This window comes from Acinetobacter indicus CIP 110367, assembly GCF_000488255.1.
Classification (GTDB): domain Bacteria; phylum Pseudomonadota; class Gammaproteobacteria; order Pseudomonadales; family Moraxellaceae; genus Acinetobacter; species Acinetobacter indicus.
Genome location: NZ_KI530754.1, coordinates 451,027 through 465,303, shown reverse-complemented (window position 1 = coordinate 465,303; position 14,277 = coordinate 451,027). Strand labels below are relative to the sequence as shown.

The 14,277-nt window shown below is 44.9% G+C and carries 14 protein-coding genes; 7 read left to right on the top strand and 7 right to left on the bottom strand.

What is annotated here, in order from left to right; all coding sequences use genetic code 11:
* Nucleotides 1–41 precede the first annotated feature (41 nt).
* Nucleotides 42–1,655, top strand: coding sequence for a sulfate adenylyltransferase subunit CysN (gene cysN / locus P253_RS06965; RefSeq protein ID WP_016659283.1), 1,614 nt, complete (start codon nucleotides 42–44; stop codon nucleotides 1,653–1,655).
* Between the two features lie 470 nt (nucleotides 1,656–2,125).
* Here the strand turns inward: cysN and P253_RS06960 are convergent, their stop codons facing one another.
* Nucleotides 2,126–2,488, bottom strand: coding sequence for a thioredoxin family protein (locus tag P253_RS06960; RefSeq protein ID WP_016659282.1), 363 nt, complete (start codon nucleotides 2,486–2,488; stop codon nucleotides 2,126–2,128).
* Nucleotides 2,489–2,617: 129 nt separating this feature from the next.
* Between P253_RS06960 and P253_RS06955 the strand changes: the two genes are divergently transcribed.
* The 4 genes from P253_RS06955 to P253_RS06945 all read left to right on the top strand — a co-directional run bounded on the left by P253_RS06955 (nucleotide 2,618) and on the right by P253_RS06945 (nucleotide 5,718).
* Nucleotides 2,618–3,610 (top strand): NAD(P)H-quinone oxidoreductase, encoded by a 993-nt coding sequence (locus P253_RS06955; RefSeq protein ID WP_016659281.1) that lies wholly within the window; start codon nucleotides 2,618–2,620, stop codon nucleotides 3,608–3,610.
* A gap of 224 nt (nucleotides 3,611–3,834) precedes the next feature.
* On the top strand, nucleotides 3,835–4,005 hold the full coding sequence (locus P253_RS15870; protein WP_005179332.1) for a hypothetical protein: 171 nt from the start codon (nucleotides 3,835–3,837) through the stop codon (nucleotides 4,003–4,005).
* Nucleotides 4,006–4,173: 168 nt separating this feature from the next.
* Nucleotides 4,174–5,070 carry a helix-turn-helix transcriptional regulator gene (locus tag P253_RS06950; protein WP_005179331.1) on the top strand — a complete coding sequence of 299 codons (897 nt, stop codon included), beginning with the start codon at nucleotides 4,174–4,176 and terminating at the stop codon, nucleotides 5,068–5,070.
* Between the two features lie 141 nt (nucleotides 5,071–5,211).
* Nucleotides 5,212–5,718 carry a hypothetical protein gene (locus P253_RS06945; protein ID WP_016659280.1) on the top strand — a complete coding sequence of 169 codons (507 nt, stop codon included), beginning with the start codon at nucleotides 5,212–5,214 and terminating at the stop codon, nucleotides 5,716–5,718.
* A gap of 73 nt (nucleotides 5,719–5,791) precedes the next feature.
* Here P253_RS06945 and P253_RS06940 read toward each other — a convergent pair whose 3' ends face one another.
* Nucleotides 5,792–7,108 (bottom strand): polyamine export protein PaeA, encoded by a 1,317-nt coding sequence (locus P253_RS06940; protein ID WP_005179329.1) that lies wholly within the window; start codon nucleotides 7,106–7,108, stop codon nucleotides 5,792–5,794.
* A 124-nt stretch (nucleotides 7,109–7,232) separates the two neighbouring features.
* Nucleotides 7,233–8,222 carry a LysR family transcriptional regulator gene (locus tag P253_RS06935; RefSeq protein ID WP_016659279.1) on the bottom strand — a complete coding sequence of 330 codons (990 nt, stop codon included), beginning with the start codon at nucleotides 8,220–8,222 and terminating at the stop codon, nucleotides 7,233–7,235.
* Nucleotides 8,223–8,859: 637 nt separating this feature from the next.
* Between P253_RS06935 and P253_RS06930 the strand changes: the two genes are divergently transcribed.
* Nucleotides 8,860–10,461 (top strand): isocitrate lyase, encoded by a 1,602-nt coding sequence (locus tag P253_RS06930; protein ID WP_016659278.1) that lies wholly within the window; start codon nucleotides 8,860–8,862, stop codon nucleotides 10,459–10,461.
* Between the two features lie 143 nt (nucleotides 10,462–10,604).
* Here P253_RS06930 and P253_RS06925 read toward each other — a convergent pair whose 3' ends face one another.
* Both P253_RS06925 and P253_RS06920 read right to left on the bottom strand, forming a co-directional pair.
* Nucleotides 10,605–11,369, bottom strand: coding sequence for a copper resistance protein NlpE N-terminal domain-containing protein (locus P253_RS06925; protein ID WP_005179324.1), 765 nt, complete (start codon nucleotides 11,367–11,369; stop codon nucleotides 10,605–10,607).
* A gap of 178 nt (nucleotides 11,370–11,547) precedes the next feature.
* On the bottom strand, nucleotides 11,548–12,012 hold the full coding sequence (locus P253_RS06920) for a copper resistance protein NlpE (RefSeq protein WP_005179322.1): 465 nt from the start codon (nucleotides 12,010–12,012) through the stop codon (nucleotides 11,548–11,550).
* 264 nt (nucleotides 12,013–12,276) lie between these two features.
* Here P253_RS06920 and P253_RS06915 point away from each other — a divergent pair, with 264 nt between their 5' ends.
* Nucleotides 12,277–12,870 (top strand): 1-acyl-sn-glycerol-3-phosphate acyltransferase, encoded by a 594-nt coding sequence (locus P253_RS06915; RefSeq protein ID WP_016659277.1) that lies wholly within the window; start codon nucleotides 12,277–12,279, stop codon nucleotides 12,868–12,870.
* A gap of 162 nt (nucleotides 12,871–13,032) precedes the next feature.
* Here P253_RS06915 and P253_RS06910 read toward each other — a convergent pair whose 3' ends face one another.
* Nucleotides 13,033–13,365, bottom strand: coding sequence for a hypothetical protein (locus P253_RS06910; protein ID WP_035363247.1), 333 nt, complete (start codon nucleotides 13,363–13,365; stop codon nucleotides 13,033–13,035).
* A 124-nt stretch (nucleotides 13,366–13,489) separates the two neighbouring features.
* Nucleotides 13,490–14,251, bottom strand: coding sequence for a 3-oxoacyl-ACP reductase (locus tag P253_RS06905; RefSeq protein WP_016659275.1), 762 nt, complete (start codon nucleotides 14,249–14,251; stop codon nucleotides 13,490–13,492).
* Nucleotides 14,252–14,277: the final 26 nt, after the last annotated feature.

The window sequence follows — 14,277 nt, the reverse complement described above, 5'->3', positions numbered from 1 at the left end:
GAGATTAAACCGGTTTCTAAAGAATTTGTGGAGTTTGAGCAATGTCTCATCAATCAGAACTCATTAGCCAAGATATTTTGGCCTATTTAAAACAGCACGAAAATAAAGACTTATTGCGTTTCCTGACCTGCGGTAACGTCGATGATGGTAAATCGACCTTAATTGGTCGTCTGCTTTATGATTCAAAACTGATTTATGAAGATCAGTTGCAAGCGGTAACCCGTGACTCGAAAAAAGTCGGGACGACAGGGGATGCACCTGACCTGGCTTTACTGGTCGATGGCCTGCAGGCAGAACGTGAGCAGGGTATTACCATTGATGTGGCGTATCGCTATTTCTCGACTGAAAAGCGTAAGTTCATCATTGCCGATACCCCGGGACATGAGCAATATACCCGTAACATGGCCACTGGTGCATCAACTGCGGATCTGGCGATTATTTTAATTGATGCACGTTATGGCGTGCAGACCCAAACCCGTCGTCATACCTTTATTGCCAGCCTGCTGGGTATTAAGAACATTATTGTTGCCATCAACAAAATGGACCTGGTGGAATTCTCTGAAGCGCGCTTTAATGAAATTCAGGCGCAATATAACGAGTTCGTGAACCAGCTTGGTGACCGTAAACCGGCCAATATCATTTTCACGCCAATTTCTGCCCTGAATGGCGATAACGTGGTGAACAAGTCGGCCAATACTCCGTGGTACAGCGGCGAAACTTTGATGGAAACGCTGGAAAACGTGGAAATTAGCCGGACTTCAGGTAAAAACGAATTCCGCTTCCCGGTGCAATATGTCAACCGTCCAAACCTCGACTTCCGTGGTTTTGCTGGCACCATTGCTTCGGGCGACATCCGTGTGGGTGATGAAATTGTCGCGTTGCCATCAGGCAAACGTTCTACCGTCAAAGACATTGTAACTTTTGATGGCAATTTGGAACGTGCTTTTGCCGGTCAGGCCGTTACCCTTACCCTGAATGATGAAATTGATATTTCACGCGGTAACCTGCTGGTCAAAGCGGGCGATCAACCGGAAATTTCACGTTCTGCACGCGCAACTGTGGTGTGGATGAATGATCAGCCACTGGTCAAAGGCAAGCTGTACAACATTAAGCTCGGTACGCAAACTGTTCCTGCCAAAATTGCTGAAATTAACTATCGTGTAAACGTGAATACGCTGGAAAAAACTCAGGTAGAGCAGCTGGAACTGAACGCGATTGCTGATGTTCAGATCGAGTTTGATGCGCCAGTGGTATTTGACCGTTATCAGGACAGCCGTTATACCGGCTCGTTTATTTTCATTGACCGTTTAAGCAACGTGACCGTTGGTGCGGGCATGGTGGAAGCAGCGGTAGAATGGACTGCGCATGATGAACCTGTGACTGCGGAAGACCGTGCTGCCCGTTTAGGTCAAAAACCTGCTGCGGTGACTGTAACAGCACAAGCACTGGAAAATGCACAAGCGCTGGAAAGTCTGTTGATTCAGCAAGGTGTAGTTGCAATTGCAAAAGCGGGTCTGAATGCTGATCAAGTGGCATTACTTCGTGAAACTGGTGTTGTGGTGGTCACCGATGTTGCTGAAGGCACTGACGTAAGCTATGGCACCGAAGCCGTTGAAGAACTGGCTGAGAAAATTGTGGAGCTGGTTCGTCTATAAGACTGGGCTGGTTAAAGAAAACCTACCGCAAGGTGGGTTTTTTTTATGGCTTTTAGATTCTTGGTGGGACTGCTGTGTCTATTTCAAACTTAATGATCTACGCGAATATTCTTACTCTATACAATCTGGTGTAGAGCGGGAAGATACACAAGATTTTATTTATATTGCGCTTATGTTTGGCTGTGCCAGTAGAGTTCAGGCAGAGCAATCAAAGTGTGGTTACGATTAAATGACGAATAATTGAAAAATCCATCGAGAGTGATCAGGAGAATTTTCAATCTGCTTATCATAGTGCAAAAAATAGCAGTCGCTGCGCTAAGCATAGTGCTGATCATCGGGCGGATGACTATTCACTACTTTACTATCCGGAGGAGAGGGGTGAGCGTATGCTCAAGGGCGATCAGACGTGGTTTTAACCCACTAAATTTTAAGGTGGGCAATCTAAACTTCAGTGAAATAGAAAATAGCATTTATTCTCTTAAATCTACAGGCTGAGAAGAATCATCCAAAAGCTGCGCTAGAATAGATTTCATCTCTGTCAGACTTTTGACCCCTGCAATTCTGTGGATGATCTGTCCCTGCTTGAAAATCAGGGTCGAAGGTAATCCATAGACATGATAACGCAGGGTGAGAATAGGAGATTGATCGACATTGATCTTGCCAAATTTAATCTCTGGCTGATGGTAGGCATAATAGCCGGCCAGTTCGGCAAACACCGGAAAATTCTGTACGCAGGGTGCACACCAGTCTGCATAAAAGCGGATCACGGCAAAGCCATCAAACCATTCAAATTCACTGTAATTATTTTCGTTATAGTCGATGACTTGGGTCATGGCTCACCTGAGTTATCAATCTGCGAAATATACATCTCATTATACATAAGTCCGGCTTGGCTTCATTCCGTCATTTATCTATGTTCAAATAGAGCACAGAAACTTGCACTGAACAATTAAGGAAAATCCATGTCACAAGCGACGATGCAGCAGGTCATTATTACAGAACCAGGCGGCCCGGAAAAACTGGCCTATGAAAGTGTGGCTATTCCGACACCGGCAGCCAATGATGTGCTGGTTAAGGTTCATGCCTTTGGTTTAAACCGCCCGGATATCTTGCAGCGCCAAGGCCTTTATCCAATGCCGAAAGGGGTAACACCTGTGCCGGGTCTGGAAGTGGCAGGTGAAGTGGTAGCTGTAGGCGCAGAGGTCAGCAAATTTAAAGTCGGCGATAAAGTTTGTGGCCTGACCAATGGCGGTGGCTATGCAGAATATTGTGTGGTTCCGGAAAGCCAGACCCTGACCATTCCTGAAGGCTTGAGTTTTGTACAGGCTGCCGCCATTCCTGAAACTTTCTTTACCGTGTGGGCAAACGTGTTCCAGATGGGACAAGCCAAGGCTGGCGAAACAGTACTGGTACATGGCGGCAGCAGCGGTATTGGCACCACAGCGCTGATGTTATGTAATGCGCTGGGCATGAAAACCTTTGCGACTGTCGGTTCAGATGAAAAAGTTGCGGCTATTTCACACCTGACCACCGCCATTAACTACAAGACACAAGATTTTGAGCAGGTGATTAATGAACAGACTGACAATGGCGGCGTCGATGTTATTTTAGATATCGTTGGTGCACCTTATCTGGAACGTAACCTGAACCTGTTACGCCGTGATGGTCGTCTGGTTTATATCGCGTTCTTGGGCGGTGCCAAAGCCAAAGATGTGAAACTTGGCCCGATTATGATGAAGCGCCTGACCATTACCGGTTCGACCATGCGTGCGCGTAATACTGCAGAAAAAGCTGAAATTGCCCAAGGCTTGCAAGACACAGTGTGGCCATTATTGAGCAAAGGTGAATGTCTGCCGATGATTTTTAAAACCTTTAAATTTGATCAGATCCAGGAAGCGCATGCGACTATGGATACCGGTGATCATATTGGCAAGGTTGTGGTAGAAATTATTTAATTCGGCATCTAAAAAAGACCGGCTATAGCCGGTCTTTTTTATGCTTATCTCAAGTTAGTACATTGATGTTTATTACTTAAACTGTACAAGTTTTACTAAAAATTAAAATATATGTGATGTATTTGACACAACCTGTCGAAACTGTGTTGTACATTAGCCCACATCCAAAACAGACATCATAAAAATAAACTGGATATTTCAATGAAGAGACAGAGGGCAGAATCATGAGAATTTCATCTACAGCATATACCACCACCCAGAATATACGTGCTTTAAGGCGCATTCATCGGGCCATTATCCGTCAAAAAATAGGTCTGGCAGATATCCACCGGGTGTATAGTGCCATGCTGCATTTAGAGCGTTATGTTGATCGCCTAGATCAGAATAAGCCTTAAGTCTAAGCTGAATGCAGCCTTGTGATACGTATTTTGATTTACTTTTAACGTAAATGTATTTAAGTTTTGGTCTAATTATTTATATGATTTTTTATTTAATAAATTTTAATTTACGGTTGTTTAATTGATAGAAAAAACAGTGCCTTAAAACAGCACCATGAGGGTATCATGAAGTGTGTTACTTCAACACATGAACGACTGGCTGAACGGCTGGTCAGTATTTTAACCAAACTCAATGTAGGGCATCAGCTGAGTATTCCGGAACTGGCCCAGGAATTTAAAGTCAGCACCCGCACCATTGAACGTGACTTTGATCGGCTGAATGCCTATCTACCTTTATTGCAGGACAAACGCAGCAAAAAATACTATCTTGATGCTTCCTATTTGGGACGGTTTAAACTTCAGGATATCCAGAACTTTGCCCAGTTGTCGGGCATTAGCGATCTTTATCCCTCGCTGGATATTTCGTTCCTACGTGAGCTGATGGATCATCGTGCCAATCTGGTGTTTTCCGCCAAAGGTTATGATTATGAAGACAGTAGCCAATATGCCGAACATTTTAAAACCCTGACCCAAGCCATTCAGCAGCGTCAGTACATTGGCTTTGTCTATAAAAACAAGTCCCGTCGGGTGCAGCCTTATCGCCTGATTCATCATCATGGTAACTGGTATCTGGCTGCGGTGCATTCGGATACCTTAAAAGTGTATCGCCTGAGCCTGATTGAGCAGATTGAACTCAGCTATGAACTGGACCCGTTTGAGCATGATCCGGCTATTCTGCAACAGCTGGAAGATGAAGAAGGTATCTGGTTTGGTCATGAACAGCAGGAAGTACATTTATCGGTTGCGGCAGATGCCGCGCTGTATTTTAAACAGCGCCGGCTGTTTCCAAAGCAGCAGATCCTGGAAGAAAAGCCGTGTGGCAGCCTGCTGATTTCCTGCCAGATTCGCCATCATATTCAGCTTTATCCGCTGGTGCGCTACTGGATTCCCTATGTCAAAATTGTAGCGCCGCTGCATTTACAAACCGAGCTGGAGCAGAGCCTTAGCCATTATCTGCATTAATTCGTGTTGTGGGTGTACATTTGAGTTTTGATGACCATTAAAATTGGCCCCCTTATTCCTGTCATAATTGCTACGGAATCTGTCGAGCTTTAAGCGAAATTATGCGAAAATAGTCTTTTACTTTTTGCCCAAGGCTATTTCATGATTGACCAGTCTCCTGAATCTTTAAGCGATATTGAAATTATAGACATCCTTCAGAGTATGAAGAATGATGTGCTCAATAGCGAAGCCAAAGAGATTATCCGCAAAGGTGGAAAAGTGGGACGTCAGGAAGCGCATAAACAGGCCTTGGTGGCATTGCATCAATCTTTTGAAGAAAAATTTGTTGAAGCGGTGACGCTGGCATTGAGCCTAAATGAAGCCCAAGCCAAAAAAATCCGCTATAAAAAAGACCGGATTCGTATTTTAAAAGCTCGTCAGATTGATTATCTGGCCATTGATGGCGCAGAAACCGCCCAGGTACTGGCACAAATTGCACAAGCTATTGTCCGTGAAGATGCGATTGTGACCCATGACCTGCACAATATTTTCCCGTTCTGGAAAGAAGGCTGGCCAATGGTGCAGTTCGACAGCGCCTATAAAATTCTGGAAGATGACATTGCCATTCACTATCAGGCGGTGCTGGATGAATTGCTGCGTCAGTTTTAAGTGAATTGCTGCATGAAAAAAACCTTCTAGAGTCTAGAAGGTTTTTTATGGCTGTTAATTGGAGGAAGATGGATTATTCCTGTTCCGGCGGCTGGTTATTTTCCAGTAAACGTGTCACCAACAGCTGGTCAATTTTAAAATGATCGACATCGACCACTTCAAATTTATAACCGCCATATAACACGGTATCGGCTGGACGCGGAATTTTACGCAGCTGATACATCATAAAACCGGCTAAGGTTTCATAGTTTTCTTCATCGGGCATTTCTTCAATTTCAAGTGCATGTTTCATGTCTTCAATTGGGGTACTGCCATCAATCAGCCATGAATTATTATCACGTTTAATAATCTGCTGTTCTTCTTCAATAGGGGTTACCCAGTCGCCCATTACGGTAATCATAATATCGGACAGGGTAATGACGCCGACCACCAGTGCATATTCATTAATCACCACCGCAAATTTTTCTTTGGTCGAACGGAAGCGGTCCAGTACTTCAGATAGGGTCAGAGTATCGGGAATGGTGAGTACATTACGAATGGTTGATTCATTCAGCTGGTTAATTTTCTGGTTATTCAGAATCCGTACCAGAATATCTTTGGCATCAACATAGCCAATCACTTGATCAATATTCTCATTACAGACCAGAAATTTGGAATAGGGGAACTCGGCCAGTTTCTGGCGAATGCTGTCTTCGGCTTCATTTAGGGTAAAGTACACCACATTTTCACGCGTGGTCATGCTGGATGGGACATTACGTTCTTCCAGTTCAAACACGTTTTCAATAAAGTGATGTTCCTGTTTTTGCAACACACCCGCTTGGGCGCCGGCATCCATCACTGCGGAAATATCATCAAAGGTAATATTGTCATCGCGGATGGTATTGACCTTAAACAGCCGGAACAGCATATTGGCGATGGCATTAATAAACCAGGCCAGCGGTTTGCAGACGGTAATAAATACCTGTACTGGATTGATCACGGAAATAGAAATTTTCTCTGGTGCAATCATGGCCAGGCGTTTCGGCATCAGGTCGGCGAACAGAATAAATAAAGAGGTGACTAAGGTAAAAGACAGCGCGAAGCTGAGGGTTTCGGCCCACGGTCCGGTATAGAAGCGGGTGACAAAATCATAAAAATACGGGCGAAAAGCACCTTCACCTAAAATACCGCCTAAAATGGCAATCGCATTCAAGCCAATTTGCGAGGCGGCAAAAAAGTCTGCCGAGTTTTCCTGTAAATCCAGCACTTTTTGCGCACGTTCATCTCCGGCTTCAGCCAGAATTTTTAATTTGACCTTACGCGCACCGGCCAGGGCGATCTCGGTCAGTGATAAAAAACCTGCTCCTGCAATCAGTATGAAAATAATAACAATGTTCTGGAAGAGGCTCACGAATCCACCTGCGGATTTTTATTCTGAATATTTTTAACGTCAAAAATATCGAGTAGTGCACCGGGCACTACTCATGTTCATCTTAGTATAAGCTTTAAAAAGAGAGATTTATGAGCGTTTTTTGTCAAAAGTGAGAAAATTGTGAGTTATTCATTAAAAACTCACGGTTTTCTTCTTCAATCATTTGACGGGCCACATACAGAATCAGCTGGCGTAACCAGCGATGCGCCGGATGATGATGCAGTAACGGACACCAGGCCATCTTCAATTCAAATTCCGGAATATAAAACGGCGGGTCTTTAATCAGCAGATTCTGGCTTTTGGCCTGTAAGCGGGCAATTCGGGTCGGTAAGGTGGCCACCAGATCCACATTGGATGCCAAGAGTGCCGGCATCTGATAATGACGGGTAAATACCGAAATCTTACGTTTTTGACCAATCCGCTCCAGTGCCTGATCAATCCAGCCTAATCCGGCCTGTTTTTCAGGATTAACGCCAAAGCCAACGCCCATACCGGTTTTAGAGACCCAGATATGCTGTGCATCTAAATAGCTTTTTAGGTTCAGGTTGCCGGCCGCCGGGTGTTTCTGATTGAGTAGACAGGAAAAACTGTCACGCCAGACCAGTACCTGGTGGAAACTTTGCGGAATTTCATTAAAGCGGTTGATGGCTAGGTCTACCTTGCCTTGTTCCATGTCACGATAGGACACATCACTTGGGGTCAGAAAGTCGAGCACCACATTCGGCGCTTCAGAACGCAAGGCTTTAACCAGACGCGGCACTAGGGTAGCTTCAGCATAATCTGAAGTCATAATCCGGAATACGCGATTGGAGGTATACGGGCGGAACTCGGTACGGGGTTCCAGAATCATGGATAAATCGGACAGGGCATCCCGAATACGCGGTTGTAATTCCAGTGCGCGTTCAGTCGGAGTCATCCCTTCAGATGAGCGGATGAGCAGGGGATCATTAAATAAGTTACGTAGACGACGTAAAATGTTACTCATGGCGGGTTGGGTAACGCCCAATTGTTCAGCTGCTCGAGTGACATTTTTTTCGCGAAGTAATACGTCCAGGTAAATTAGAAGGTTGAGATCGACCCGCTCCAGATTCATAAAAAAAATACCGAAAATAAACCCAAGAAATTATTTGGATTATGCCATAAGCCTGAAGGCTTGGGTAGAACAATTACCGAAAAAGCCTGTCCCCTGATCGGATCAATTCCTGCATATTTACCGGGTTTTTCGCCCCAATTCGCGCGAGGTTTAAGCGGCTTCAATCAGCGCGTGTCGGGTTGATTCAAACCTCATCACATCCACCTGCAGAAATGCTTGAGTTGAGCGACTCAACACAAGCATGGTCTTCTTCTATTCACTGTCAGGTTGGCTCTACCAAGCTAAAAATAAGCCGGATATTGCCTTGATTTTGTACGGAAAAAGCCGTACCCGACTTAAGTATAATGAATATAAAAAAAGCAAATGGTGCGTTTTTTAATCGGTTTTTTGAATTGTAAAATAAAATTTATTTAATAAAAATCAAATATTTGTTTTGTAATATAAATTTTCGGATACGACTTTGATCTACATATTTTTTAAATAAATAGTGAAGATTCTTTGAGGATATTGGATTAATTTTCTAACTCACTCTAATCTGTACTCAACACGACGAAGTGCTCTAAATCTGAACACATCCAGAGGTATGATTTTAGTCATTTCGTTGGAGAAAATCCTAAAATTAATACAGGAAAATATCATGACTACATACCAAACAGCGATTGATGCAATCCGCGAATTGAAAGCGAAATTCGGTAACACTTGGGCAGACATCAGTCCTGAAGATGCTGCGCGTATGCAGATGCAAAACCGTTTCAAAACTGGTTTAGACATTGCTAAATATACAGCTGCGATTATGCGTCGTGATATGGCTGAATACGATGCAGACAGCAGCAAGTATACTCAATCATTAGGTTGCTGGCACGGTTTTGTTGCGCAACAAAAAATGATTGCGAACAAAAAATACTTCGGTACAACCTCTAAGCGTTATATCTACCTGTCTGGCTGGATGGTTGCTGCACTTCGTTCAGAATTCGGTCCACTTCCTGACCAATCTATGCACGAAAAAACTTCTGTTCCTGCATTGATCGAAGAAATCTACACTTTCTTACGTCAAGCTGACGCAAAAGAATTAAACGATTTGTTCCGTGCACTGAAAAAAGCACAAGACGCAGGTGACACTGCTAAAGCAGCTGAAATCACTGCTCAAATCGACAACTTTGAAACTCACGTTGTGCCAATTATTGCCGACATCGATGCTGGTTTCGGTAACGAAGAAGCAACTTACTTACTTGCGAAGAAAATGATCGAAGCGGGTGCTTGTGCACTGCAAATCGAAAACCAGGTTTCTGATGCGAAACAATGTGGTCACCAAGCAGGTAAAGTAACTGTTCCACACGAAGACTTCATCGCGAAAATCCACGCGCTTCGCTATGCATTCTTAGAAATGGGTCTTGACGACGGTATCATCGTTGCGCGTACTGACTCTGAAGGCGCTGACTTGACTCAAAAAATCCCAGTGGTTAAAGAGCAAGGCGACATCGCTTCTCAATACATCAGCTACTTAGACACTCAAGAAATTGACATCTCTGAAGCGAAAGAAGACGAAATCCTGATCAAGCGTGATGGTAAATTACACCGTCCTAAGCGTTTAGCATCTGGCCTGTACCAGTTCCGTGAAGGCACTCAAATTGACCGCGTTGTACTTGACTGTGTAACCAGCTTACAAAACGGTGCTGACCTGCTTTGGATCGAAACTGCAACGCCTAACGTTGAAGAAATCGCTCACATGGTGAACCGTGTACGTGAAGTTGTGCCAAATGCGAAGCTTGTTTATAACAACTCTCCATCGTTCAACTGGACTTTAAACTTCCGTCAACAAGCGTACGACCGTTGGGTTGCTGAAGGTAAAGATGTATCTGCATACGACCGTGCTAAGTTAATGAGTGCTGAGTACGACAACACTGAATTAGCTGCTGAAGCTGACGAAAAAGTACGTACATTCCAAGCAGATGCTTCTCGTGAAGCGGGTGTATTCCATCACTTAATCACACTTCCGACTTACCACACAGCTGCTCTGTCTACTCACGAGCTTGCTCAAGGTTACTTCGGTTCTGAAGGTATGTTGGCTTATGTTGCTGGCGTACAACGTAAAGAAATCCGTGGCGGTATCGCTTGTGTGAAACACCAAGCAATGGCGGGTTCTGATATCGGTGATGACCACAAAGAAATCTTCGCTGGTGACAACGCGCTTAAAGCGGGTGACGATGCGAAAAACACAATGAACCAGTTCAACGGCTAATCGTTAGACGGTTTAGAAAAAACCCTGCATCTGCAGGGTTTTTTTATGCTTGAATAAAAAGAATAAATAAGAAAGAAAAAAGAAGATCAGTACAGCAAGATAAAAAGAAACGGCAGAATAGAAAATGAAAGAAAAAAGAAAAGCTATTTCACCTTAATATAGTCCGCCACCGCATTGTCCGGATAATTAAAGCTGATTTTATTGTAGCGGGTTTGCTGGGCCGGAATAGGTTCTAAAAAGCTTTCATCAACCAGCGCGTTATATTCCTGATAGTTTTGATCGACCAGAATAATATCGCTGACTTTCAGTTTTAGCGGCTGATCTGACTGGTTATGAATACGCATATAGTAGTCATGCGCTTTGACGGTATCGGTAATATCGCGAAAGCTTAAGCTATCAATATGTTCGGCCTGAATGTCGGCATGTTTCAGCGCATTGCTGACTTCAATGGTCGCAACACGTTCCAGTTTTAGTGCTGGCTGTTTGGATGAGGCATCTACAAGTTCCAGCCCGTTTGCTGTGGGCTGCAATTGTTGAATCTGTTGATCAGTACTGATTAATTGGGCAGTCTGTTCATTGGTATAGCTGACCTGACCTTGTGTATTCTGGCTACGCTGACGGCGAGCATAGATACGGGTATCTTGCAGGCTGTAGCTCTGATCCGGATGAATCTTTAACTCAAGAATACGCTGCTGGCAATCATCACAGTCAAGGATGGTTTTGTAGTGACCGGCCAGCGGCTCCGGCTGTGGTGCTGCTGTTTCAGCAGCAGGCATCAAGCTGTCTTGCGGTTGGGTTTCAGTTTGGGCCTGGGCATTGCTCATGGTACTGCTTTTTTCAGCTTGCCCACCGCAACCACTTAAACACAAGGACAAGGTGCTAATTGCAAGAAGAGGACGAGATAACATGGCAACAGATCAATCTTTGGATAAGGTATTAAACATAAACTTTTCGGGCATATTCGCCTAGAGCAGAGGGCTAAATTGAGCCGCTGTTTTGTAGCAAATTTTATCGCGGGCAAAAAACCGTTTTGAAACAAGAAAAGCCACCAAAGCGGTGACTTTTAGCAGTGCTAGATCTTGTGCTTTATTGCAGATCTTTTTGCAGACGATAATTCTGGCTGGCATCAATATTGTCGCCATTATTGACATCACGCGCTTCAATAAAGTTTTCACCGACAAAGAATTTACGGTTATTGGCAGCCTGATCCAGAATAATAACGGCAGGATCATTCGGGTCAAATTCAAACGTACCGGTAATTTTGGACTCCTGACCATTGGCACGGCCCAGGAATTCTTCACTCAGCTCATAGGTTTTATCCATTTTTAGCTCAAGCTCGGTTTCAATGCCCTGGCAGTCGCTACACGGCAAGACCCCTTTATATTCTCCCGGCCAGTCCAGTGCGGTGGCGGCTGTATCATTGGCGCTCATGTCAGTGGCTGCGGCAGGCGAGGTGGTTTCTGCATCGCGGGCGGTTTCAGGGGTTTTATTGTTATCACAGGCGGCCAGTAACAGCGCCGTGAGGGCAAGGCTCAAAATTTTTATTTTCACCGATCAATCTCCTGACAGGACAGATAGGGTCAGCATAGCCTGATTGTAAAAATTGCCCTGTTGGGTTTCTGTGAGTATTTATTTTCAGTTTCCGGCATCCGGTTTATTTAAGAAAAACCCGAAAGATTGGCAGGAATGGCGATTGACGGTTTGGCTAATTTTATACATTTATATATTAATTGATTAAATATTCAGCAATCTGCTCTTTTTTAAATCTGTTGAGTTGTTAAACTTCGCGCAATTTTTATTGTGTGGATTGTGCTTGTGTTTGAGAAGTTGGCAGAACAGAGCTTGGGGCTGATGGGCTGGGAAATTGACAATCACTGGCCGCTGGATTTGGACCAGTGTGTGATGATTGCCGCGCCGCATACCAGTAACTGGGATGCACTATATGCACGTTTGGCGCTTAAAGCCTTGGGCGTGAATGTTCGCCTGACCATTAAAGACAGTTATATGAAGTTTCCGTTGGGGCCTTTTGTCCGTGCAATGGGCGGAATTGGCATTGACCGTCGTCCGAAGGCAGCCGGTGAGCAGCGTCCGAGCATGGTGCAGCTGATGAGCGATTTGTTCAAGCAGCATCCCAAGCTGGTGATGCTGGTTACGCCAGAAGGTACACGCGCCAAACAGGAACAGTGGAAAACCGGTTTTTATCATGTGGCGGTAACGGCTGGCGTGCCCATTGCACTGGCCTATATGGACTACGCCCAGAAAAAATGTGGGGTAGGTAAAATTGTCTATCCATCGGGAGATATGGAAAAAGACATGGCAGAAATCATGGCGTTTTATGCCAGCATTGCCGCCAAATTCCCGGAACAGTTTAGTGTCGATACCCGTTACTATGCAGAACCGGCTGAATAATCGTTCATCGTTAAAAAAAGAAGACAGGGCATCGACCCTGTCTTTTCATTTATGCACTTTCAATATCAACATTGGCTGTACATCAAGATGTGAGAGATTGAAGCTTCTCTCTGATTGATCCGCTGTTTTGTGTGATCAAACTTCTAAATATCTAATTTTGATTTAAGGCTGTTCTGCTTTGGGGAAAATCCCGCCCAACGATTGGCAGGCTGCGGTATAAAGCTGATATTGCTGCTGCACAATTTCATCCACCGCCAGGCTGGATTGCTGTTCATCTTCCCGATATTGCTCGACATAACGGCTGGCTTTTTGCCGGGCGGCAACCAGCGCATGTTCGTGATAGCTGTTAATGGCACTATGTGTCATTAGCGCGGTTTCAATATTGTGGCATTCAAATTGCGCCAGTAATTGTTCAGCGCGTTTTAATTCTTGGGAGTTACCGAACATACAGGCGCTCAGCAGGGTACAGCAGGCCAAAGCAAACAGGGGTTTCATGTTAGCAAAATAGCGAAGAGAGGATGGACCATAGTCTAGCGGATTCAGCCCACCTCTAGCATGACAAACCGGTTTAACTGCTTAAAAATTAGTTTATTGTGATAAAAGTCACACAAAACTGCAGTTAACCTTTGACCAGACCGCCATCAACAATCAGGTTTTGCCCGGTGACTGCACGCGAATACGGTGACAGGAACATCATAATAGCTGCGGCAAATTCTTCTGGGGTGGTAACGCGGCGTAGTGGCGTCGAGGCAGCAATTAAATCAAATACCGCATCTGGCGTGGCTTTGCTGGCATCGGTGGTTTGGAGCAGACCGCCAGACAACATATTCACGTTAATACCATATTGGCCCAGATCATGCGCTGCAGTACGGGTAAAGGCCAACAGTGCGGCTTTGGCGGTGGTGTAGTCATGATAAGGCACCACCGGATTCTGCACGAGGTTGGTACCAATATTCACAATACGGCCAAATCCGGCAGTTTTCATATCCTCAAGCGCTGCTTGGGTGGTATTGAGGGCAGCCACAACTGCACCATCAAACTGTTGCTGCATGATGGCCGGCGTCAGATCTTCGACTTTGGGACGGGCATCACCATTAAACTCAAAGTTAATTAAGGCATTGTTGATGACACTATGAATGGCCTGACCAAAACGCGCCTTGGCTGCGGCAAAGAGTGCCTGCACCTGGGCTTTGTCAGTGACATCGGCCTGATAGGCAAAGACCTGCTCAGGATACTGTTGCACCAGTTGCTCGGCAGCAGCGGCACTGTTTAAATAATTTACCACTACACGCGCCCCTTCCGCCAATAAGGTTCGGGTAATCGCCAGGCCTAAACCGCGTGCGCCGCCAGTCACTAAAACAATTTGATCACGAATTTGCATATTGTTCACATCCTCATTCCCTATGC